Raw genomic sequence first — 23,160 nt, forward strand, 5'->3', positions numbered from 1 at the left:
ACAAAGGCGTCAAATAGGATATCAATTTTATGTTTCTTAACCTTCTTACCACTTTCTAAACCAAAAAACGGGAGCAGACTGAAGTGGCTACTTCAGTCGCTCCTAATAAATGCCAGCACCAGCTGGAGCTTGATTTTCTAGCTCAAAGCATCGGTACGGCATAAAAAAGAGGCCCTTTTTGTATAACCTCCCTCAACAGCTGCTTGAACTAGACTGAGATGAGGCTTTAAATTTTTAAAATTTACGGAGCTCACACCCAACCTAAATGGTTACTTTATGAATTTAGATAAAGCCAATGGCTATCGTCAGTCTCAAAACGCTTAGTTCGCATTTCGAAACAACAAACTCATAACGCAGAATTGAAAAACCATGGCAATTAGACAGGTACAACCTCTATCAGAAGAGCTTCGCTAGCCTAATATTAAATTGCCCGTCTTTTCTGAGGCCGTTTTCAACCTGAATGTCTTGTCCATATTGAAATTGAATATTGAAGTCAGGGGAAACCCAACTGGAAACAGTCGCCAGCCAGCGACTGTTATTTTGCTCATCTGCTCGATTGAATCCATCAACCTCACTTTCACCGTTCCATGAATGATAATACGATATCGACACACTAGAGCTAGCAGTTATTTTATATGTTAAGTGCCCCATAGCACTTACGGCATCATCCTGTTTCAACGTCTTACCATAGTAATCATCATTATCACCATAAATAGCATACTCACCTATTAACTCCACAAATATTCTATCTGATAATCCTTTAGCCAAACCCAACTGAAAGATAGCTTTCCAGCGGTTTTCACCAATATTAATTCCTCCCCGATCAGAGCCATAATCCCCAACAGGTAGAGACAAATAAATAGGTACACCTATCCAAGTTCTTGAAGTCGGATCAGAAACCAGCCAAGTCGTAGCCCCTATGATCGGATCTCCAAAACCCGAATTACTAACAGACTGTTGATTACCTGAACTATTATCAAGCTCAACCTTCCCATATGGCAGTATCGCTTGAGTCGCTACGGTTAGACCACCAACGTCAATAAAACGGACAAGCCTCAGAAGACTAACGCTTGCTTTAAGGTCAGTATCATCAGAAACCTTATCGCCTCCCGCATATAGCCTATTGCCTTTAGAATTTTGATGATACAACGCGATCAACGAGGTGCCGGTCGGCAGCGCAATTACATCACCTGGATCAACAGAGAGCACCTCTGCCCTTACCTCCCCACTAAGAAAAAACACAGCCATTAGAGCAGGAGCAATAGTTCTTTTTATATTTTTTTTTTCTGCATTTTTATACACCTTCGAGATAGATCTTATAGTTATACATATGAATAATTATATTTAGCGTGCTGGTTGGAGAGCGTTACGTGGACGTCGAAACTGCCCTCCATAAGCAACCATTTCTGGATGGTGATGGCATACACGCCATTGCTAATGAACGGGTCTTTACGAATGATCGCTTCTGCATGAACTAAGTCTTTTGCGCGGACGATACTCATGCCGCCCACCGAGCCGGGTGGGGACTCATCCTTCATGAACGGCCCGGATGCAAACAACTCACCTTTTTTCTCGGCTGCGATTGCCCACTTCAAATGATCGTGTAGGAGATCCGGCAATTTGCTCAAGTCCAAAGGGTGGCGCATTACCACATACAGGGGGAGATTGAGCATTCCCTGCAGCAAGTTGAGTGTCTCTTCCGAGGCGGGCATGTTACTTTCGCTCCTCAAAGTTCTCGATAAACTCAGGCGGAGGAGGAGTGGTCGCCCATACCGCTGTCAGCTCCTGAGGCGAAGCATTCAGTGGCTCCCACTCAGAGTCGTCTTCCGAGATGACATCGATATCCCAGAAATACTCAACCAGGCTGTTCCATGGGTCTCGGATGTAATGGAAGTAGTTCGAACCAGCAACGTGTCGGCCAAGCCCAAAAGCACTCTTATATCCGAGATTGATCAGGTGCTGAGCGCCCATCTGAATTTCGTCGATGTCCATCACTTCGAAGCTCAGATGATGTAGACCGCTGTGGCTGCTCTTGGCTAGGCCCAAGACATGGTGATCGCCTCCAGAGCCACAACGCAGGAAAGCAAGAACATCGCCCGCCTGGTCGGATACCTTCATCCCCAATGCCTCGGTATAGAATTCAATCGAGCGGGTAACGTCTGGGGCGAACTTGATCAGATGGCCTAGTCGTAGTGGCGTAGCCTTCTTACTCTGCGAAGCTGGCGTGCATGCACGCTCATTCACACGGCGATATCGCCCTGGGGTATTGATTTCCGGAACGTCTTTGGCCTCTATGGAAGCAGACTCGGCAATGGTAACGTGTACCCAGTCATTGCTGGGATCTTTGAACCAGATGCCCGATGATTCGATCTCAAAAGGCGCCGATTCGATAGCCACACCCAACCGCTCGAGGTTGTCGAGGACATTCTTGAAGCCTTTTGAGTCAGTGCCAAACGCCACATAGCTGAGTTGCTTTGGGCTGCCTGGCATCAGGCGAATTTGATCTTGGTCACGACCTTTACAGCGCAGCACAAGATCATGGCCCGCTATCTGTGCTTCCAGGCCGAATGCCTCATAGAACGTTCTACCGATACCCAGATTGGGTACGGTCATTCCAACGTGATGCAATGACTTAATCATGAGAATGCTCCGTCACCGGATAGGTGAAAAACTCGCACCGCTGAGAATTTCGGCGTGTTGTGCGGTGACAAAGCCACCCGCTTTGCCCAAGAACTCGCGCCATTTGGGGTTTGCAGACAGCGCTGCGCGGCGCGAGTTACGGTCTTCCAGGCTTTCAAAGCCCCAGAGATGAATGACTCGGTTTAGGTCGCCAGTCTGTGGCTGGAAGTACCCAATTAGATTTCCCAGGGCCTCAGACTGATACTCCGCAAACGAGAAATGGTGGCGGGTATCCAGCCATCCGTGATCCTTGCCACCCAGTTTCGAAAAAGGACGTAGCTCAATCATGTTCTGACCTCTGAGAGAATATTCAAGCGAGCGAAGGCTCCTAGGTTCGTTACTGAACATCGGCCTGAACTAGCCGGAAAAGCCAAATAATTAGAACAAAGGTATCTAATTCATCGATCTGAATCAGCCAGACAAGTAAGCACGGGGGCGTCAGCGTATTTACAGAGCGCGGGTATGCGGTTTGCCAAATGCAAACGCTGCGTTCGTGATTTCAGGAAAGTGGCCGCTTCAAGCCGTAATCGCCCTTATATTCAACCTCCATAAGTAAAAAGCGGCGGCCGCTTTCATCCCTTATCGATTCCGGGTTTTGGCGGCTATGGCTAACCCCACCTGCAGCGGTTTACTCTCGACAATCGAGAACAATAAGAAGGTTTTGAGGCGGTGTCATGGATCGTTTACTCAGTGTCGAAGCGTTTGTACGGGTTGCCGAAACGGGTAATTTCGCTAAAGCCGCGTTGCAGTTGGGCGTGACCCGCTCGGTCATCTCGCATCGCATCCAGCAGTTGGAGCAGTTCATCAATGCGCCGCTGTTTCATCGCAGCACGCGGCATGTGCGGTTATCGGACGTGGGAGAGACCTATTACAAGGAATGCTCCGACATGGTCGCGAACTTCAATTCCTTGACCGAGCACATGCGCGAGTTGCGCTCCAAGCCCACCGGGAAACTGCGGATTCAGATGCTGCCAGGGTTTGCAATCGGCCATTTCGGCCGAATGATGGCTGAGTTCAACCGTCTCTACCCGGATATCGAAATCGATGTGGTGGTCAATGATCGTGTGGTCGATCCGATCGAGGAAGGATTCGATGTTGCCTTTCAGATGTTCCCGCCGCTGAGCGAAACCCTGATCGAACGCAAGCTGTTTTCCGTACGCCGATTGTTCTGCATGTCACCCCAATACGCGGCTGAATTCGGTGTGCCGCAGCATCCAGACGATCTGCTCAACCACAAGATCGCCATGTACGCCGGGTACCCCTCGCGTAACCGTTGGGTGTTTACCCACGGGGGCGAGCAGTTGAACCTGAGCCTGCCAGGGCATATGCGCTCCAACTCGGTTCACCTGTTGCGCGATTACGCCGAGACGGGGGTGTGCATTGTTTGCCTGCCGACGCTGGTCGCCAGCGATGATCTGCTGGCAGGGCGGCTGATTCCGGTGTTGCCAGAGTACAGTCTGTCGTCCTTCAATTTCTCTGCGGTGTTTCCGGCGACGCAGCGTCGGGCGCTGAAAGTGCGCGCGCTCATCGAGTTTCTGGTCGAGCGGTTCGGCGAGGAACCCAGTTGGGATCGTCCGTTGCTGGAGCGTGGCTGGGTCGTCTGACATTGAGCAGTGTTCGCGTTTCGCAAACACTGTTGTCGTCGCCTGTGTAATTGTTCCTGATGTGTCATCGCCGTACCGTGACTTCACCCCAATAACAACAAGTGCGGTGAATGCGATGAGTACTGCTGCAATCAAGACCGTCTTCGGCTCGCTGGAAAATTACACCAAAGGGACCGTGGAAATTATCAGTGGCGAAGCCCGCCATTATGCTTTTTCGAACATTTTCGAAGTGGCTGAAAAATCCCCTCCTTACCAGAAGGTCGTAGTGGGCCTGAACCTCGGTTATGTGATCGAAACCCTGCGTGCGGAAGGCCAGTCACCCTGGTTCACCGCCGCTCACGATGAGTTCGCCATCGTCATGGATGGTGAAGTCCGCGTCGACTTCCTCAAGCTAGACACACCTTTGGCAGAGGGCGAGGGCACTCGTCTGGCGGGCGAAATCCCGGCCGGCAAGCCAATGGGCTACGTACTGCTCAAGCGCGGCCACCAGTGCCTGTTGCCAGCCGGCACGGCCTATCGCTTTGAGTCCAGCCGCCCTGGTGTGCTGCTGCAGCAAACCATCAAAGGTCCGCTGTCGGTCGAAAAATGGGCAGAGATCTGCCTGAAGTAATTCGCTGATCGCCACTAATCCCTTCCGAGAACAAGAGGAATTTTTCCATGGCCATGCTGGAATCCGCCGTTGAGGCACCATCGTTCGCTGATGACGAAGTCAATGCGAGCGCTCCCCACCCCATCACCGGGTATCGTTCCTTCCGCCTCGGTGCTTTCGAGTTGTCGCGTGATGAGTACTTCGCCCGTATCACCTGGCCTGCAAAAGGGGAGACCCGTTCGCACCTGATTCCGGCGGACATCTTCCTGCGTGCGCTGATGCGTGACGTGGCCTGGGGCTTTTTCTATGGCTGGGTCAACTTCGACAGCGTCATCGGTACTCGCAACTACTACGGCAAGGTCGACCTGTACGCCGGTACGTTCAACGGCGTATTGAAAGAAGCCGGGGTCAACTACACCGAGAACTTCGAAACCCCGCTGATCATGGCGACATTCAAAGCCATGCTGCGTGACTGGGTGAACTGCACCTTCGACCCGTTCGCCGCGCCACAGGAAACCGGCACTGCGTTCGGTCGCAAGAACGGTGAAAACCTTGAAGCCATCGAGCGTTTCCGGATCGCCACCAAGCGTATGCCTGGCCTGCCGGATGACTCGCCGCTGCGCAACGATCTGGAGATCAACCGTCATTTCGCCGATGTCAGCCAGGATGAGCCGCAGATTCACGCGGCAGAGGGCTTCGAAGGCGAGCTGCACGCGTTCAGCCTGTTCAAATACCTGTCGCGCTCTGACGTGACCTGGAACCCGTCGGTGACCTCGGTGTGCAAGGCCAGCCTGTTCTGTCCAACCACCGAAGAATTCATGCTGCCAGTGTTCCACGGCAACGACCGGGTGGAGTGGTTCCTGCAAATGTCCGACGACATCGTCTGGGACGTCGCCGACAAGGACGAAGGCAATCCACGGGCGCGCATCACCATGCGTCCTGGTGACATCTGCGCCATGCCGGCCGATATCCGCCACCAGGGCTACTCGACCAAACGCTCGATGTTGATGGTCTGGGAAAACGCCACGCCAAACCTGCCAGAGCGCTACGAGAGCGGTGAACTCACGCCGTATCCGATCGAGTTCTAAGCCCTCTCGGGCCCGGCCTGACCGGGCCCGTTTCCAGTCAGTCGCAAGCGCCGTGCAGGTTGCACGGCGAGAGGACAGCACCATGCAAAACCTGCTTTTTATCGATGGTCGATTTGTGGAGGCCGTGGGCGGCGGCATGATCGATGTGGTCTCACCGCACGATGGCGCGCTGCTCACCCGGATCGCTGCCGCCGAAGCGGAGGACGTTGATCTGGCAGTGGCGGCTGCCAAGCGGGCATTTCCGGCCTGGGCGGCGATGGGAGCAGCCCAGCGTGGCAGGCTGCTCATGAAACTGGCAGACAAGATCGAAGAGTGTGCCGAAGAGCTGGCGCAACTGGAGTCGCTCGATACCGGTCATCCTATCCGCGACTCGCGCGGCCTCGATGTGCCGCGCACGGCTGCCTGCTTCCGTTACTTCGGCGGTATGGCCGACAAGGTTGAAGGTTCGGTCATTCCTGTCGATCCCGGATTCCTCAACTACGTACAACGCAAGCCGGTCGGTGTGGTCGGGCAGATCGTGCCGTGGAATTTTCCGCTGATGTTCACCAGCTGGAAGATGGGCCCGGCGCTGGCGGCAGGTAACACCGTTGTGCTCAAACCTTCGGAAATCACGCCGCTGTCGACGTTGCGCATCGCCGAGCTGATGAAAGAGGTGGGCTTTCCGGATGGCGTGGTCAACATCGTGCCAGGCTACGGTCACACCGCCGGTCAACGTCTCGCCGAGCACCCTGACGTCGGCAAGATCGCCTTCACCGGCTCCACCGCCACTGGCCGCCGAGTCGTTGAAGCTTCGCAAGGCAACCTCAAGCGCGTTCAACTGGAGCTCGGTGGCAAGGGTGCCAACATCGTGTTCGCTGATGCCAACCTCGACGCAGCGGTCAACGGCGCGGCGTGGGCGATCTTCCACAACCAGGGCCAGGCGTGTATTGCTGGCTCTCGCCTGATCCTGCACAAGGACATCGCCGACGAGTTTCTGGAGCGCTTCATCACGCTGGCGAGGTCGATTCGCCTGGGTGATCCGATGAATCCGGAAACCGAGATGGGCCCGCTGACCTCGGCGCTGCACCGTGATCGCGTACTGGCGTATGTGGACATTTGCCGGGAGCAGGGCGGGCGAGTCCTCACCGGAGGCCGGGCGCCTGCCGACCCTGCGCTGGCCAATGGGTTCTATGTCGAACCGACCGTGGTCGAAGCCGCGCCGAGTGATCGTGTCTCCCAGGAGGAAGTGTTCGGGCCATTCGTGACGGTTCTGCGCTTTGAAACCGACGAAGAAGCGCTGGCGATCGCCAACTCGACGGAGTACGGGCTGGGCAGCGGTCTGTGGACGCAGAACCTGACGCGAGCCCACAAGATGGCTGACGCGATCCACGCCGGTATGTGCTGGATCAATTGCTACAAGCGCGTAAGCCCGGGCAGCCCGTTCGGTGGTGTAGGGCGTTCCGGATACGGCCGCGAGATGGGCTTCGAAGCGATGCACGACTACACCGAAGCGCGTTCTGTATGGGTCAACGTTGACGCCACCATTCCTGCTCATTTCAAACGCTGAGGCTGGCCATGAATCCATTTGTCTACCAAAGCCTGCCGACACGTGTGGTGTTCGGCTGGGGCAAGCTGTCTGAGCTGGGCCAGGAAATTGATCGGCTGGGCGCCCGGCGCGCGTTGATTCTGACCACGCCGGAGCAAAAAGAGCTGGGTGAGCAGGTCGCGGCCATGCTGGGTTCGCGCTCGGCGGGTGTCTACCCCAACGCGGTGATGCACGTACCGATCGAGGTCGCGCAAGCGGCCCGGATCGAGGCTGCGCGCCTGGATGCCGATTGCTGCGTCGCCGTCGGCGGTGGCTCGACCATCGGCCTGGGCAAGGCGATTGCCATGGATTCGGGCCTGCCGATTCTGGCCGTGCCGACGACCTATGCCGGCTCGGAAATGACGCCTATCTATGGGCTCACCGAAGACCGTCTGAAGCGGACCGGGCGTGACCCCAGAGTGCTGCCCAAAACCGTCATCTACGATCCGCAGCTGACCTTGTCGCTGCCGGGGCAGGTGTCTGCCTGTTCGGGGATGAACGCAATGGCGCACGCGGTGGAAGCTCTGTATGCCCAGGATGCGAATCCGATCATCAGCTTCATGGCCGAGGAGTCGATTCGGGCGTTGGCGGAGTCGTTGCCGTTGATCGTCGATGATCCCGAGCACACCACTGCGCGCAGTCAGGCGCTCTATGGCGCGTGGCTGGCGGGCATCTGCCTGGGCTCGGTGGGCATGGCTCTGCATCACAAGCTCTGCCATACACTCGGCGGCACATTCAACCTTCCGCACGCCCAGGCGCATGCAATCGTTCTGCCTCACGCAGCGCACTACAACTGCGAAGCCGCCGCGCAACCCCTGCAACGCGCTGCCCGGGCACTGGGCGGTGATGACGCCAAGGACGTCGGTCAACTGCTGTTTGCGTTGAATGAAAAACTGGGCATCCCGCTGGCGCTCTCTGAATTGGGAATGCCCAAGGATGGACCCGCCGAGGCGGCCCGTATCGCCTGTGCCAACCCCTACTACAATCCCAGACCGTTTGAACAGGCGCCCATCGAAGCGCTGTTGACGCGGGCCTGGAACGGTTGGTCGCCTGCTTGACATCAACCACGCCGGAACACTCAGTGCTCCGGCGTTTTGCTATCTCCAACCTCATCGGAATAACAACAATGACCGATCATTACAAAGCCGTGGAGGCCTTGATCTCCGACCAGGCTGTCGACAGTTTCGAGACCAGCCCCAACCCGCGCTTCAAGCAGATCATGCAGAGTCTGGTGCGCCATCTGCACGACTTCGTCAGCGAGGTCGAGCTGACCGAACAGGAGTGGTTCGAGGGCATTCGTTTTCTGACTGCAACCGGGCAGAAGTGTGACGGCAAGGTTCGCCAGGAATTCATCCTGCTGTCTGACACACTGGGCGTGTCGATGCTGGTGGATGCGATCAATCACCGGCAGAGTACCAACGCTACGGAGACAACGGTTTTCGGCCCGTTTTTCATCGAAGGCATGCCTGATCGTGGTTACGGCGAGAACATGGCGCTGACCGATGGCGTGCCGGCCCTGGTCTATGGCCGAGTGCTCGATGTGCAGGGTCGGCCGGTGGTCGGCGCCGTGCTCGACGTCTGGCAAACCGCCGACAACGGGATGTACTCGGGACAAGATCCCGATCAGCCGTTTGGCAACTTGCGCGGGCGCTATCGCAGCGACAACGACGGCTGCTTCGCCATTCAGACCACGGTGCCCGTGTGCTACCCGATTCCCACCGATGGCCCTGTAGGCGAGATGCTTGACGCGGCCAATCGTCATGCCTGGCGACCCGCGCATCTGCATTTCATGATTCAGGCGCCGGGCTATCGCAAGCTGGTCACGCACCTGTTCAACAGTGACGATCCTTATCTGGATTCCGATGCTGTGTTCGGCGTCAAAGGGTCGTTGCAAGTGAAGTATGAAGATCGCCCTGCCCACGATGAAGACGCAGGCGGGCTGGACATGCCTTATCCGTACAAGAGCGCTTACTACGAATTCGTCATGGAGGCGGAATAAGGTATGGGACAGTTCTTCGCTGTTTTCGCCACCGACAATGAAGGCTCTCAAGCGTTGCGCGAAAAGCTGCGGCCCACCCACAGAGCCCATTTGCGAGCCCCCGGCAGCCATCACGTAGTGGTGCGCCTCGGCGGGCCGACACTGAACGACGCCGGCGCGGCCATGAATGGCACGCTGCTGGTGATCGAGGCAGCCAGCCTGCCGGAAGTCGAAGCCTTTCTGCAGGACGATCCATACGTGCAGGCCGGTCTGTTCTCACGAATCGAAATCCGTCCGTGGAACTGGAGCCTGGGTAACCCGGCTTTGCGTGATTCCGTATGAGCACCATCACGCTTTGTCAGCTTGAGGACATTGCTGATGGGGGAGCTCTGGGGCTGCCGGATCATAAGCAGCTACACCCGTCAGGTCTGGTTGCTGTGCGCCAGGCGCAAGCGGTGTGGGTGTATTTGAATCGCTGCCCGCACTTCTCGGTGCCCTTGAACTATCGGCCGCAGACCTTCTGTACGTATCGCGGCAAAGTCCTGATGTGTGCCCATCACAGCGCAATGTTCCGTTTTGAAGACGGCATGTGTGTAGAGGGCCCTTGCCAGGGCGCACGGCTGGACCGTGTGGAGGTAAGGGTGGAAGCCGGCAGCGTGGTGATGGACGTTCACGACTGAGGGCAATGCGTAAAAGAGAGGCCCGACCCGCAAGGTTCCTTTTTTGGATGCCTTGCCGGTCGGGCCTCTGTCTTTTTGTGCGGTGTGAACATCAAGACGGGGGTGCCCGGTGGGGGGCAGAGACAACAACTTCCCGTCTGTAAAAAAAGTCGTTGTCTCGTTGCTGTGAACGGTACCCCTCAGGTGACGGGCACACCGCGGTGAATCAGTTGACGTTTTGCTTCAGACGCTTGGCGATGCCGGCGACGTGCTCGCCCTGGAAGCGTGCGATCTGCAGTTCGTTTTCGCTTGGCTGACGGGAGCCGTCGGGGCCGGCGAGGGTCGAGGCACCGTACGGTGTACCGCCGGAAATTTCGCTCATGTTGACCAGGCCTTGCTCGGAGTACGGAACGCCGACGATGACCATGCCGTGGTGGAGCAGGGTGGTGTGGAAGCTGGTGATGGTGGTTTCCTGACCACCGTGTTGCGAGGCGGTGCTGATGAACACGCTACCCACCTTGCCGATCAGTCCGCCGGACATCCACAGGCCGCCGGTCTGGTCGAGGAAGTTGCGCATTTGCGAGCACATGTTGCCGAAGCGGGTCGGCGTACCGAAGATGATGGCGTCCGCTTCTGCCAGTTTTTCCGGCGTGGCATAAGGGATGGAAGCGAAGGCGGCACGGTAGCCCTTGATGCCGCTTTTCACCAGGACTTCTTCCGGCATCAGCTCCGGGATCTGCAGCAGCGTGACCTCAACATCCCCGACCGAACGGGCGCCAGCGGCGATGGCTTCGGCCATCTTGTAGATGTGCCCGTACGAGCTGTAGAAAACGATCTGGACTTTAGTGGTCATGTGAATTCCTGAATACGTCATTGTTAGAAGAAACGGCAACCTACGCGTCATTAAACCTGTTGATCGCCCAATGCAGCATGAGCATGGCAAGGGTACAAAACAACACTAAGCAGGTTTTGAATTTGCAAACGTGGTGGTTGTAAATGGCGAACGCCGACATTGGTGGTTAATGCGCGGAGTTATAAGTGTCATTTGTCCAGTTGAAGCGGGCTAAGTGTCTGGTTTTATGAAGTATTAAGAAAAGTTCATAACGTGGTTGCCGTCCGTGACCTCTTAAAAGCCGATCAGTCTGTTCGCGTTTCGCAAACGTGGCTGTATTGCCTCTCTAAGTTCAGGTGATTAGGCTGAACTCACTCGTCTGATCAATAGCTTCGAACAAGAAGGATCAGGCGCCTTCCCAGCAAATGGGCCGTGATAGGAGACACAAGATGGAAACAATTGAGGGTGTGGTCGTTGTCGGCGGGGGCCCTGTTGGGCTGCTCACCGCATTGAAACTTGGCAAAGCCGGTGTGCGGGTCGTTGTCCTGGAGTCTGAATCAGGCGTTTCACCTTCACCGCGGGCAGTCGCCTACATGCCACCCACCGCCGCAGCACTGGATCGTTTCGGGTTGCTCGACGACATTCGCAAACGCGCCGTATGGTGCCCTGATTTCGCCTACCGTCACGGTAACGGCGAACTGATCGCGAAGATGGACTGGGCCGTTCTGGCACAGGACACCGATTACCCTTACATGTTGTTGCTGGCGCAGAACCATGTGTCCAATGTGATCGTGGAGCACCTGCGCAAGTTGCCCAACGTCGAAATCCGCTGGAACCACAAGGTCGAGGAAATTGACCAGGACGACGACTATGTGACCATGGAAACCAGCGGCCCGGCAGGCAAAGCCAGCTTGCGGGCCAAGTGGGTAGCGGCCACCGACGGCGCTCGCAGCACCGTACGCGGGAAAATCGGCCTGACGTTCGACGGCATTACCTGGTCGGAACGCCTGGTTGCCACCAACGTGTTCTACGACTTCTCCCTGCACGGCTATTCCCGGGCCAACTTCGTTCACGACCCGGTGGACTGGGCTGTCGTCGTGCAGCTCGACAAAACCGGCCTGTGGCGCGTGTGCTACGGCGAAGACCCCGACATCTCCGAGGCTGAAGTCCGCCGTCGCTTGCCGGAGCGCTTCAAGCGCCTGCTGCCGGGGGCGCCGACGCCGGACCAGTATCGGGTCGACTACCTCAACCCGTACCGCGTTCACCAGCGTTGCGCAGCCGAGTTCCGTCGTGGGCGGGTGATCCTCGCCGGTGATGCGGCCCATGCCACCAACCCGATGGGTGGTCTGGGGCTGTCCGGTGGCGTACTCGACGCCGAGCATCTGGCCGAGGCGTTGATTGCGGTGATCAAGGAGGGCGCTTCGACCAAGGTGCTGGACGAGTATTCAGTCGATCGGCGCAAAGTATTCCTGGAGTTCACCTCGCCGACGGCGACCGCCAACTTCACTTGGATGAAAGAAAGTGATCCGGCCCAGCGCGCTCGCGATAACGCGATGTTCGATCATGCGGGCAAGGACTTGAAAGTCATGCGTGAAATTCTGCTGGACTTTGAAAAGTTGAATGGTCGACGTGTGATTGCGCCACGACAACATGCGCCAGAGCATGAACTGGTAGGGGCTTGATAAACAGGCTGTCGCCTTCTGCGTGTCATAGATAATTAGAAATATCCGTAAACATCGAGCGTGCAGCGTGACTGTGCGGACAGTCGTGCTCGCGCTCGATTCAAGATCAAACGCTTCAGCAATACAGTAAGGATTTTTATAAAACAGTAGTGGCATCGCCTCGTCTGAAACTTTCCTGTGACAAGGAAGTTTCCCGAGTGTCCAGAAAATAAAAATTATAAGTCAGGGTTACTCTATGAACGTGAAAGCGAACATCAGCGTTGTACCCGCAAGACCCTCGTTGTGTTACATGCATTTTGCCGTGGCTGCTGCTGTGTTCGGCATACAGGGCATACCGTCTGCACAGGCTTTTCAGATCGACACCGGCAGTACCGATTACTCGGTGGCGTGGGACAACACGCTCAAATACAGCGCCGCCTGGCGTGTCGAGAATCAGGACCATGCTGTCCGGCCCGCCTATAACCCCAACCTCGATGACGGGGATAACAACTTCAATCGCGGATTGATTTCAGATCGTCTGGATCTTCTGTCCGAACTGGACATGAGTTATCGGCATACCTACGGGGTGCGCATCAGCGGTGCTGCCTGGTACGACGATGTTTATAACCGTGGTAACGACAACCACAGTGACACCGTCAACAGCTCATCGGTGCGCAACGATCAGTTCACACACGACACCCGGGATCTGCAGGGCCGGGACGGCGAGCTGCTGGACGCGTTCGCCTATGGCAAGTTCGCCCTTGGCGACATGTCGTTGTCGCTCAGGGGAGGGCGTTACAGCCAGGTCTACGGTGAAAGCCTGTTCTTCGGTGGTAACGGTATCGCGGTGGCCCAGTCTCCGGTCGACATCATCAAGTTGCTGTCTGTCCCCAACTCTACCTTCAAGGAGATCATCCGGCCCGTCAGTCAGGTGGGCGGCACGCTGCTGGTCAATCAGAACCTGACCCTGGGCGCGTATTACCAGTACCGCTGGGAGCCGGCACGGTTGCCCGGAGCCGGCAGCTATTTCAGCTACGCCGACTTTGTCGACGAGGGGGCGAGCAGTTCTTCATCGGCCCCGGCCAAGCCCTCAGGCGCGGCAAGGACATCGACGCTTCCGACTCCGGACAGTACGGCTTCGAGGTCAAGATGCAGTTCGGCGACTTCGAATACGGTCTGTATGCCGCTCGCTACCATGACCGTTTTCCGCAGTTCTACCTGCGCCCTCAGCAAGGTGATTACGAGCTCGTCTATGGCGAAGGCATCAGGACGTTCGGTGCCAGCATCAGCACGCTGATCGGCGAGACCAACGTTGCGGCGGAAGCCTCGGTCCGGCGCAACACGCCGTTGGCCGCCACCGGCAACGTGGTGCTGGACCTCAGTGGCCGGGGCGACGGTGATCACGATCCGTTGTATCCGGTGGGCAACACCTTCCATGCGCAGGTCTCTGCGATCAGCGTCGCGCCCGGAAACTCGCTGTGGGACGGTGCAACGCTGCTGGGTGAACTGGCCTACAACCGCATCACCAGCATCGATAAGAACCGCGACCAACTGGACCCCAACGTCACGCGTAACGCGAGCTCGCTGCGGGTGCTGTTCACCCCTGAATACTTCCAGGTCATGCCCGGCGTCGATCTCAGTGTGCCGATCGGTATCGGCTACGGCATCAACGGCAACACCGCCGTGTTGGGCACTGGCTTCTCGCCGGAAGGCGGGGGTGATGTGAGTCTTGGGTTGCAGTTCGATTACCGCAAAACGTGGCGCGGCGGTATCAGCTTTACCCACTACTACGGAAGCGCGGGCGGGATCGTCGATGCCTCCAACGCCCTGTCGGGCGATCAGGTTTACGCCGACCGTGATTTCGTTTCCGTGTCGTTGCAGCGCACCTTCTAAACCCGAAAGGAACAGAACAATGATCAACAAAACATTCCTTGGTTTGTCACTCGCGGCCGGCCTGGTTTCAGGCGCGCCGGTTTGGGCAGCAGTCAGTGCGCAGGAAGCGGCGAGTCTGGGGGCGGCCTTGACGCCTCTGGGTGGTGAGAAAGCCGGTAATGCCGACGGCAGCATCCCGGCCTGGGACGGTGGCACCCGACAAACACCTGCAGCCGGCAACAACTTCATTCCCGCTGACCTGTTCGCGTCTGAAAAGCCTGTGCTGAAAATCACGGCGGCGAACATGGCCAAGTACAGCGAGAAGCTGTCGGAAGGCACCCGTGCGCTGTTGCAGAAGTACCCGGAAAGCTTTCGCCTCGACATCTACCCGACCCATCGCACGGCCGCTGCGCCGGACTATGTGTACAAGAATACCGCGCTCAACGCGCAGAACTGCAAGCTGACGCAAAACGGCCAGTCGGTGGAAGGCTGCTTTGGCGGCATTCCGTTTCCGGTGCCCAAAAGCGGCCTGGAAGTGATCTGGAACTTCCTGTTGCGGGTAGAGCCCGAGGCCGTGGAGTACGGGTTCAAGAACGTCGTGCTCACCAGCGATGGAGGGCAGACGCTGGCGACACGTAACGACAACGCCTGGCAGTACCCGTATTACTATCAGAAGGGCTCGGCGCAGAACTGGTCGAAAGAGTATTTCCTGCAGCGCTTCAGCACCACGGCTCCGCCCTTCAAGGCGGGTGAGACGCTGGTGATTCGCGACAGTGTCGATCCACAGCAGTCGCGTCAGGCCTGGCAGTACCTGGTTGGGCAGCGCCGCGTACGGCGAGCACCGACCGTTGCCTACGACACGCCCGACTTCGTTGCGTCCGGGGCCAACTACTTCGACGAAGTGCAGGGCTTCTTCGGTATGCCTGACCGCTACGACTGGAAAATCGCCGGCAAGAAGGAAATCTACGTCCCTTACAACACCAACGGACAGGTGACAGCAGCGGCTGACAAAGCGTTTGCACCCCACCATTTGAACCCGGACACCCTGCGCTGGGAATTGCACCGCGTGTGGGTCGTTGAAGCGACGTTGGCCAGCGGCAAGCGCCATGCAGTGCCAAAGCGCACCTTCTATTTCGACGAAGACACCTGGTTGCTGACCCTGCTCGACGGTTACGACGCGGACGGCAAACTCTGGCGCACCTCGCAGGTGTTGCCGTTCGTGGTGCCGTCGGTACCGGCCGTGCTGGTCAAACCGGTCGCGGTGTTCAACCTGCAGGCGGGCACGGTCAGCAACGTACAGGCGTTCAACGGCGAAAACTTCCGGGTGGTGCCGCTCAAGCCCGAGTCCTATTTCACCGGTGATGCAGTGGCGGCCGAAGGCGTGCGCTGAGTCACGAAGACGCGGCCCGGCTCGCGGGCCGCTTGCTAACCGATCGGTGGAATCAAGTGATGATCAGTCTGAAGTTTCACAACGTGTGCACGATGCTCCGGCTCCTCGGTTTGTCGTGTGCGCTGGCTGGCGCTGTCTGCGATGTCGCGTTCAGTGCCCCGATGGACCTGCTGGACACACCGGCAGCCCTCAATCAACACGCCGAAAAAGCGGTTTTACTGGCGATAAGCCGTGCAGGCCAGCGGCTGGTCGCCGTCGGCGAACGTGGCATCGTGCTGCTTTCCGATGACATGGGCCGCAGCTGGCGGCAGGCTCGCGCGGTACCCAGTAGCGTCGCGCTGACGGCGGTCGATTTCGTCGATGCTCATGACGGCTGGGCTGTGGGGCATGGCGGAATCATCCTGCACAGCACTGACGGCGGCGAAACCTGGGAGCGCCAACTGGACGGCAACCTTGCCGCTCAACTGGAGCAGCAGGCCGCGCAAGAACAGGTGGCGCTGGGTGCTGAAGGCGCACAACGGCACCTGGACAACGCCAGGCAGTGGGTCGCCGACGGTGCCGACAAACCGTTTCTCGACGTGCATTTCACTGACGCTCGACACGGCTTGGCAGTAGGGGCGTACGGGCTGGCGATGTTGACCGAAGACGCAGGGGCGCACTGGCGTTCGGTGACCGGCGAGCTGGATAACCGCGCCAGTCTGCATCTCTACAAAGTGTTGCAAGACCGTCAGGGCGTGATGATCGTCGGCGAGCAGGGCACGTTACTGCGCGCAAGCCGCTTGGGCGATTCCTTCAAGCAGGTGCCGACGCCGTATCACGGCACCTGGTTCGGTGCATTGCAATCGGGCTCCGGGTCGGAACTGGTCTTCGGACTCAAGGGCAATCTCTATCGCAGCGGCGACGCTGGCGACTGGCAAGCCATCGCAACAACCGAAAGCAGCAGCCTTACGGCGGGCAGAGAACTGCAGGATGGCAGCCTGGTGATAGCCAGTGAGGCAGGGCGGTTGCTGCGCAGTAGCGATCATGGAGAACACTTTCAGCCGTTGCCGGCCCGCGAACTCGATGGATCGCCCATCACCGATCTGGTGCAGACCGCTGATGGTGCACTAGTGGTGACCGGTCTGCGAGGCGTCAAGCGCCTCGATACCCTCGTCATGAACAAAGAGAATGAGCTATGAATGCGCACCATGAACTCGCCGCAGACGACATTGATTTGATGGCTCAACGAGGGTCATGGGTGGAGCGTTTGCTATTCGGCCATCGCGGGCTTTTCCTGCTGCTCTGTGTGCTTGCCACCTGCTGGCTGGGCTACAAGTCGACAGGGCTGGAGCTGAATGCGGCATTCGAGAAAATGCTCCCCAGCGGCCATCCCTACATCGTCAATTATCTGCAAAACCGTTCGCAGTTGGCAGGTGCGGGCAACACCTTGCGGGTCGTGGTCGAAGCCAGGGAGGGGACGATTTTCGATCCCGGGTATCTGGACACGGTGAAGAAGCTGACCGACGAGTTGTTCCTGCTGCCGGCCGTTGATCGGCCCTACATGAAATCGATCTGGACGCCTGCCGTGCGCTGGACGGCGGTGACGGAAGACGGTCTGGACGGTGGGCCGGTGATGCCGGATGACTACGATGGCTCTGCGCGAAGCCTGGTCCAGGTCAGACAAAACATCGAGCGCTCTGGCGAGATCGGCCAACTGATCGCGGACGATTTCAAATCCAGCATCATCCTGGTCCCGCTCCAGGAGCAGCGTGCAAGCGATTCGGCGCCCATCGACTATCAGGTGCTGTCCGAGCGTCTGGAAGCGCTGAGAACTCAGTATTCGTCCGAACGGATCGACATCCATATCACCGGATTCGCCAAGCTGGTGGGGGACCTGATCGAGGGCATGCGCCAGGTCATGGTGTTCTTTCTGGTAGCTGCCGCCATTTGCCTGGTCATTCTGATCGGCTACACGCGCTGCATTCGCAGTGCGCTGGTGGTGCTGAGCTGCTCGCTGGTGGCGGTGGTCTGGTTGCTCGGTGCGCTCGCCAGCCTGGGTTTTGTACTGGACCCTTATCTGGTGCTGGTTCCGTTTCTGGTGTTCGCGGTGGGTCTGAGCCATGGCGCCCAGAAGATGAACGGGATCACCCAGGACATCGGTCGCGGCGTGAGCCGGCAACTGGCTGCCAGACTGACCTTCCGCCGGCTGTTTCTGGTCGGCCTTTCGGCGCTGGTGTGCGATGTCGTCGGCTTCGCGGTACTGATGGTGATCGACATTCCGGTGATTCAGGATCTGGCGATCTGCGCCAGCATCGGCGTCACCATCCTGATTGTCACCAATCTGATGCTGCTTCCGGTCTTGCTGTCGTTCATCGGCGTCAGTGATTCGGCCGCCAGCCGCGCGGCGTCGCTGGCATCGACGGATCTTGCCGGTCTCTACCTCAGCAAACACCCGGTCTGGGCGTTTCTGGATCACTTTACCCAGCGGCGCTGTGCTGCGGTTGCGCTGCTGACAGCCGTGGCATTGGCGGCGCTCGGTGTCGGTTATGGCAGTCAGTTGAAGATCGGCGATACCAGCCCCGGTGCGCCCGAGTTGCGGGCTGACTCTCAATACAACCGTGACAATGCCTTTGTCGTCAGCCATTACTCAGCCAGTAGCGATGTCTACGTGGTGATGGTGAAAACCCCGCAGTTTGCCTGCGCGCTTTACGATACCGTGCGTTCGGTCGATCGCCTGGAGTTCGAGCTGTCGCAATTGCCCGGGGTCGAGAGCACCAAGTCGCTTGCAGGTCTGGCCAAGGTCGCGGCGAGCGCCATGAACGAAGGCAGCCTGCGCTGGTACGAAATCCCGCGTAACCAGGACATGCTTAACGCGATCATCACACGGGCGCCGAGGGAAATGTTCAACCAGAACTGCGATCTGCTGAGTGTGTACGTTTACCTGCGTGACCACAGGGCTGACACGCTCAACGACGTGGTCAACGTCGTCGAAGGGTTTGCCCGGCGCAACGACTCAACGAGCTACCGCTTCCTCAATGCCGCCGGCAACGCGGGGATCGAGGCGGCCACCAACATCGTGGTCAAGGAAGCCAATCGCAAGATGCTGTGGTTGGTCTATGCCGCCGTGATCATCATCAGCCTGGTGACCTTCCGCTCGTGGCGCGCAGTGTTGTGTGCGGTCTTGCCGCTGATGCTGACGTCGGTGCTCTGCGAAGCGCTGATGGTTTGGCTGAACATCGGCGTCAAGGTCGCAACGCTGCCGGTGATTGCTCTCGGAGTGGGGATCGGGGTGGACTACGCGCTGTACATCATGACGGTGATGCTGCGGTATCTGCGCGAGGGCGTCAGCCTTTCCGAGGCGTATTACCGCGCGCTGATGTTCACTGGGAAAATCGTCGTGCTGACCGGTGCAACGCTGGGCATCGCTGTTGCCACTTGGTATTTCTCGCCCATCAAGTTTCAAGCGGATATGGGCGTGCTGCTGGCGTTCATGTTCATCTGGAACATGCTCGGCGCGCTGATTCTGTTGCCGGCGCTGGCTTACTTCCTCTTCCCGTCAGCAAAGTCGCAACCATTTACGGCAAGTGCGTGAGCAATCGCGGGTAGTAACGGGAGATAAGGCGAGGTGGCCGGACACTGCAGGTATCGGGATTGCCGAGTCCTGCAGTGTCATGTCGATGGAGGCGAGGGATGCGTTCAGCAGTTTGCAAGGGCAGGGGTGGTTTCAGGGCTTTGCGACAGTCCCAGCCGTCTGTCCCATTCGGGCTCCATGGAGAATGTCGACGACAGCAAGTCCAGGAACAGCTTGACCTTGGCGGTCAGGCGATGAGACGTCGGGTAAACGGCGGAAAAGTAGGGGGTATCGGTCTGGTAGTCCGGCAATACGCGGACAAGGCGCCCCTGCAGCAAGTCTTCGCAGGCCACCATGGTAGGAAGGTAGGCAATCCCCATGCCGCGACGGGCAAACTCTTGAATGAGGTGCACGCTGTTGGAGCGCAACGCTGGCGTCAGGGTCACCTCGCTCTGTTGCTGGTGCTCCTGATTGTTCAGCGACCAGCGGCGCCAGGGGTAATAGCGGTAACAGGCGAAGTCGTGCAGGCAAAGATCGTCAGGTGTTTCGATGGGCGGCTTGCCTTCCAGATAACCCGGAGTGGCCACGAAAACGCCGCGCATCAGAAACAGACGTCGTTCGATCAGCGAGTCGGAAGCCGGGGGGAATATCTGCAGGACGATGTCATAGCCTTCCTGTACCGGGTCAACGACCTGATCATTGGCGAAGACATCGAGTTGCACGTTGGGGTGGCTTTTGCGGAACGTTTCGATGACCTTCGGCAGGTGCTCCAGGGCGAAGCCGTTAAGCGCCGCCACTCGCAGCGTACCGCTGACGGAAGCGCAGGCATCGCGCGAGCGTTGCGAGAGGGCTTGCATGTGATCGATCAGTTCCTGGCAATCGGTGTAATACGATGCACCGACTTCGGACAACTTCACGGCCCGGCTGGAGCGGTGAAACAGCGAAACACCCAGGTGCTCTTCCAACTGTTGCACCCGGGTGGTGATGACCGACTTTGCCACGCCGATCTGCCGGGCGGCATTCGCGAAGTTACCTGCTTCCGCGGCACGCACGAATGCTTCGATACTCAAATAAATGTCCATGCTGTGCCTCTATCTTTTTTGTTCTGAGGGCCGGCGGACGGGTATCGATGTTTGCGATACCGGACCGGTCCTTCTGCTGGCTTGACGAGCGCTTTCCTTGAAACATGGCACGTCTTGCGCTTCAGCTTGAGCAGTCGCCGGCGACAAAACAACAGGGCCGTGGTTCGTCATTCGCAAACCTTGCGATTGCCAAATCAGCACCAGATTACTTGGGAACCCGATGGCCCACAAATCCCGACCGGCCCGTTCGCGAACCGCAAACCCTGGCGTGTTGCCTCGTCAAATACTGCTCGTTAGCCTTTGCCGACGCGTCTGATGCTGCTGTTTCTGCGTCAGATACTTGTGTGCAGCTACCTGATGGGAAAAAAACAATATGGAAAGTATAGAGGGGGTGGTGGTAGTCGGAGGCGGGGCCGTCGGCCTGCTGACCGCGTTGATACTTGGCAAGGCTGGCGCCCGGGTCGTGGTGCTCGAATCCGGACCGGACGTTTCACCCTCATCCTGGCCTGTGGCCTATACGCCCTCCGCTATTGCAGTACTGGAGCGGGCCGGATTGCTGGAGGACATCTGCAAGGCCGCCATACGCACGGATGATGTCGCCTACCGCCATGCCGATGGAAACCTGATCGCCCGGATGGAGTGGAACGCGGTGAGCGAGGACAGGGAACACCCGTACATGCTCCTGCTCGCACAGCATCATGTTTCCGGCGTGATCGTCGAGCACTTGCGCAGGCTGCCCAATGTCGAAATCCGCTGGAACCATCAGGTCAAAGGCCTGGAGCATGACGGCTCCTGGGTCACGCTGAGCAAATGCACCCCGGGAGGCGATAGCGAACTGCGGGCACGCTGGGTGGTGGGAGCCGACGGGGCGCAGAGTACGGTACGCAAGCATCTGGGGGTGAGTTTCGATGGCATCACGTGGCCAGAACAGATGGTGGCCGTGAACGTTTTCTACGACTTTGCCCTGAACGGCTATTCCCGAATCAACTTTGTGCACGATCCTGCCGACGCCGCTGCCGTCATCCAGCTCGACCAGAGCGGTCTGTGGAGCGTTTGTTATGAAGAAGATCGCGCATTGTCCGAGGCCGAGATCCTCAAGCGCGTGCCTTTGCGTCTGGCGCGCCTGTTGCCGGGCACGCCGACACCGGATCAGTTCCGTGTCGAGCGCGTCCGGCCATATCGTGTTCAGCAGCGCTGTGCCGGGGAGTTTCTGCGCGGGCGGGTGATTCTCGCCGGCGACGCGGCACATATGGCGAACCCGATGGGCGGCTTGAGTTTGTCCGGCGGCGCCGTGGATGCCGAACATATCGCACTGTCGTTGCTGACCGAACTCAACGAAGCAGCGTCGGATTCGGCGTTTGAGGAGGCGCTGATCGCCCACCGGCGGAGGGTGCTGGAGCTGATATCACCCACGGCGACACCCTATTTGAGCTGGAACAGCGAGTCTGACGCCAGCCGGCGAGCGCAGGACATCGCGCTGTTTGAGGTAGCCGGGAATGATCGCGCGGTCATGCGCTGCTTTTTGCTGGATTTCGAGAGGATCAACAGCCGTCGTCCGAAATCCGTGATGGCCTGGCTGAAGGCGTTGCCCAGCACGTTGAGGTGGTCGGTCCGCCTTGCAGGGCAATGGCTGTCGCGGATCACCATCCAGCCCCCGCTCTGTGTCCGCAATGGCTGTGGGACCCATATCACCCCTCAGTATTTCGAATAGCTCAAGCGACTGGGCGGTGCCGATAGGGGATCGGCACCGATTCGATGTGGAACCCCTGCCTAGCCCACGCTACGCAGGGCTTTGTTCAAACCATCCTGGCAGATCAGCAGCGCTTCCTTGATGCTATCGAGCGCTGTTTGCAGGCGCCAGACCGGGCCGACCACGTCAATGGCGTAACTGCCTTGTGGCGTCTGCAAGCCCACCGCCACAGCCCCCACGCCTTTGGTGTGTTCGTCAAAATCGTAGGCGAAACCTTCTTCACGGATAAGCTGCAACTGGGCCAGCAACTGGCTCATCGTTGGCGTTTGCGGCGTCAACGGCGTGAGCTCCGGCCCCACCAGCTTGATGACCGCATCATCGGACATTCTCGAGAGCAGAACCTTTCCGCCTGACGTGGCGTAGATGCTGAACATGTTGCCTGCGACAGGCGATACCCGCAGGGCCTGGCCGGACACGACCGAATGCAGAATCAGCAGATTGTCGCCGTTGGCGGTTTCCAGCACCGCCGTTTCGCCTGTCATCTGGGCCAGCTTTTCCAGGAACGGGCGAGCCTGTTGCGTGATATCGACATGGCTGTGGGAGGCCAATCGCATCAGGGCCGGGCCCAGGCAAACGCCTCCGGCCCCGTGCAACTCCAGCAGCTCTTCGATCACCAGAGCGTCGACCAGTCGCTGGACCGTGGAGCGAGGCAGCTCAATCCGTTTGGCGATCGCGCCCAGACTCAAACCGTTCGGTTCGCTTTCCAGGCAGCGCAGGATGGCTGCCGCTCGGGTAATCACTTGTATGGCACTGCGACCGGACGACGGTTCTGTCATGTATCTTGCCTCTCGTATCGTTGATCGGTACAGTGTACCGAAATAAAAAGCTGTCCCTAAATTCTAGCGCAAGTTTCGCGCTGGGC

The 23,160-nt window shown here is 58.1% G+C and carries 20 protein-coding genes and 1 pseudogene; 14 read left to right on the forward strand and 7 right to left on the reverse strand.

Annotated features, from left to right (window positions below; translation table 11 throughout):
* Window positions 1-396 precede the first annotated feature (396 nt).
* Genes KDB76_RS14745 through KDB76_RS14760 form a run of 4 tightly spaced genes read right to left on the reverse strand, consistent with a single transcriptional unit; the run spans window position 397 to window position 2,967 of the window.
* Window positions 397-1,302 carry a transporter gene (locus tag KDB76_RS14745; RefSeq protein WP_212632147.1) on the reverse strand — a complete coding sequence of 302 codons (906 nt, stop codon included), beginning with the start codon at window positions 1,300-1,302 and terminating at the stop codon, window positions 397-399.
* Window positions 1,303-1,322: 20 nt separating this feature from the next.
* Window positions 1,323-1,712, reverse strand: a complete 390-nt coding sequence (locus KDB76_RS14750) for a YciI family protein (RefSeq protein WP_038409881.1) — start codon at window positions 1,710-1,712, stop codon at window positions 1,323-1,325.
* 1 nt (window position 1,713) lies between these two features.
* On the reverse strand, window positions 1,714-2,640 hold the full coding sequence (locus tag KDB76_RS14755; protein ID WP_038409880.1) for a VOC family protein: 927 nt from the start codon (window positions 2,638-2,640) through the stop codon (window positions 1,714-1,716).
* A 12-nt stretch (window positions 2,641-2,652) separates the two neighbouring features.
* Window positions 2,653-2,967 (reverse strand): NIPSNAP family protein, encoded by a 315-nt coding sequence (locus KDB76_RS14760; RefSeq protein WP_080708172.1) that lies wholly within the window; start codon window positions 2,965-2,967, stop codon window positions 2,653-2,655.
* Window positions 2,968-3,353: 386 nt separating this feature from the next.
* Between KDB76_RS14760 and KDB76_RS14765 the strand changes: the two genes are divergently transcribed.
* The 8 genes from KDB76_RS14765 (at window position 3,354) to KDB76_RS14800 (ending at window position 10,182) form a co-directional block, all read left to right on the forward strand.
* Window positions 3,354-4,283: a LysR family transcriptional regulator gene (locus KDB76_RS14765; RefSeq protein WP_038409879.1), complete on the forward strand. Its 930-nt coding sequence runs from the start codon at window positions 3,354-3,356 to the stop codon at window positions 4,281-4,283.
* A 115-nt stretch (window positions 4,284-4,398) separates the two neighbouring features.
* Entirely contained in the window at window positions 4,399-4,893 is a 495-nt protein-coding gene (locus KDB76_RS14770) for a hypothetical protein (protein ID WP_038409878.1), read from the forward strand.
* Window positions 4,894-4,940: 47 nt separating this feature from the next.
* Window positions 4,941-5,960, forward strand: a complete 1,020-nt coding sequence (locus KDB76_RS14775; RefSeq protein WP_038409877.1) for a hydroxyquinol 1,2-dioxygenase — start codon at window positions 4,941-4,943, stop codon at window positions 5,958-5,960.
* A gap of 82 nt (window positions 5,961-6,042) precedes the next feature.
* Window positions 6,043-7,506, forward strand: a complete 1,464-nt coding sequence (locus KDB76_RS14780; RefSeq protein WP_038409876.1) for an aldehyde dehydrogenase family protein — start codon at window positions 6,043-6,045, stop codon at window positions 7,504-7,506.
* Between the two features lie 8 nt (window positions 7,507-7,514).
* Window positions 7,515-8,582 carry a maleylacetate reductase gene (locus tag KDB76_RS14785; protein ID WP_038409875.1) on the forward strand — a complete coding sequence of 356 codons (1,068 nt, stop codon included), beginning with the start codon at window positions 7,515-7,517 and terminating at the stop codon, window positions 8,580-8,582.
* A gap of 68 nt (window positions 8,583-8,650) precedes the next feature.
* Entirely contained in the window at window positions 8,651-9,523 is an 873-nt protein-coding gene (locus KDB76_RS14790; RefSeq protein WP_038409873.1) for an intradiol ring-cleavage dioxygenase, read from the forward strand.
* A gap of 3 nt (window positions 9,524-9,526) precedes the next feature.
* The gene (locus tag KDB76_RS14795; protein ID WP_038409872.1) at window positions 9,527-9,844 is read left to right on the forward strand and encodes a YciI family protein; all 318 of its coding nucleotides are present in this window, start codon (window positions 9,527-9,529) and stop codon (window positions 9,842-9,844) included.
* A complete protein-coding gene (locus KDB76_RS14800; protein ID WP_038409870.1) occupies window positions 9,841-10,182 on the forward strand; it encodes a Rieske 2Fe-2S domain-containing protein in 342 nt (113 codons plus the stop codon). The genes KDB76_RS14795 and KDB76_RS14800 overlap by 4 nt, the downstream gene beginning before the upstream one ends.
* Before the next feature lie 205 nt (window positions 10,183-10,387).
* Here the strand turns inward: KDB76_RS14800 and wrbA are convergent, their stop codons facing one another.
* Window positions 10,388-11,014 carry an NAD(P)H:quinone oxidoreductase gene (gene wrbA / locus KDB76_RS14805; protein WP_038409868.1) on the reverse strand — a complete coding sequence of 209 codons (627 nt, stop codon included), beginning with the start codon at window positions 11,012-11,014 and terminating at the stop codon, window positions 10,388-10,390.
* Between the two features lie 428 nt (window positions 11,015-11,442).
* Here wrbA and KDB76_RS14810 point away from each other — a divergent pair, with 428 nt between their 5' ends.
* From KDB76_RS14810 to KDB76_RS14830, 5 genes and pseudogenes are all read left to right on the forward strand, one after another.
* Window positions 11,443-12,675 carry an NAD(P)/FAD-dependent oxidoreductase gene (locus tag KDB76_RS14810; RefSeq protein ID WP_047933050.1) on the forward strand — a complete coding sequence of 411 codons (1,233 nt, stop codon included), beginning with the start codon at window positions 11,443-11,445 and terminating at the stop codon, window positions 12,673-12,675.
* Window positions 12,676-12,964: 289 nt separating this feature from the next.
* Window positions 12,965-14,547, forward strand: a pseudogene (locus KDB76_RS14815) (DUF1302 domain-containing protein).
* A 19-nt stretch (window positions 14,548-14,566) separates the two neighbouring features.
* Window positions 14,567-15,916 (forward strand): DUF1329 domain-containing protein, encoded by a 1,350-nt coding sequence (locus tag KDB76_RS14820; RefSeq protein WP_038409866.1) that lies wholly within the window; start codon window positions 14,567-14,569, stop codon window positions 15,914-15,916.
* Window positions 15,917-15,975: 59 nt separating this feature from the next.
* Window positions 15,976-17,094: a YCF48-related protein gene (locus KDB76_RS14825; protein WP_038409864.1), complete on the forward strand. Its 1,119-nt coding sequence runs from the start codon at window positions 15,976-15,978 to the stop codon at window positions 17,092-17,094.
* Window positions 17,091-19,487, forward strand: coding sequence for an MMPL family transporter (locus KDB76_RS14830; RefSeq protein ID WP_038409863.1), 2,397 nt, complete (start codon window positions 17,091-17,093; stop codon window positions 19,485-19,487). The genes KDB76_RS14825 and KDB76_RS14830 overlap by 4 nt, the downstream gene beginning before the upstream one ends.
* A gap of 104 nt (window positions 19,488-19,591) precedes the next feature.
* On the opposite strand, the gene KDB76_RS14835 is transcribed toward KDB76_RS14830, so the two are convergent.
* Window positions 19,592-20,548, reverse strand: coding sequence for a LysR family transcriptional regulator (locus KDB76_RS14835; RefSeq protein ID WP_038409861.1), 957 nt, complete (start codon window positions 20,546-20,548; stop codon window positions 19,592-19,594).
* A 373-nt stretch (window positions 20,549-20,921) separates the two neighbouring features.
* Here KDB76_RS14835 and KDB76_RS14840 point away from each other — a divergent pair, with 373 nt between their 5' ends.
* Complete coding sequence (locus KDB76_RS14840) at window positions 20,922-22,259, forward strand: FAD-dependent monooxygenase (protein ID WP_047933054.1); 1,338 nt, start codon at window positions 20,922-20,924, stop codon at window positions 22,257-22,259.
* A gap of 59 nt (window positions 22,260-22,318) precedes the next feature.
* Here KDB76_RS14840 and KDB76_RS14845 read toward each other — a convergent pair whose 3' ends face one another.
* The gene (locus KDB76_RS14845; protein WP_038409860.1) at window positions 22,319-23,074 is read right to left on the reverse strand and encodes an IclR family transcriptional regulator; all 756 of its coding nucleotides are present in this window, start codon (window positions 23,072-23,074) and stop codon (window positions 22,319-22,321) included.
* Window positions 23,075-23,160 lie beyond the last annotated feature (86 nt).

The sequence above is a fragment of the Pseudomonas sp. JS425 genome (assembly GCF_018223845.1).
GTDB lineage: Bacteria > Pseudomonadota > Gammaproteobacteria > Pseudomonadales > Pseudomonadaceae > Aquipseudomonas > Aquipseudomonas asiatica.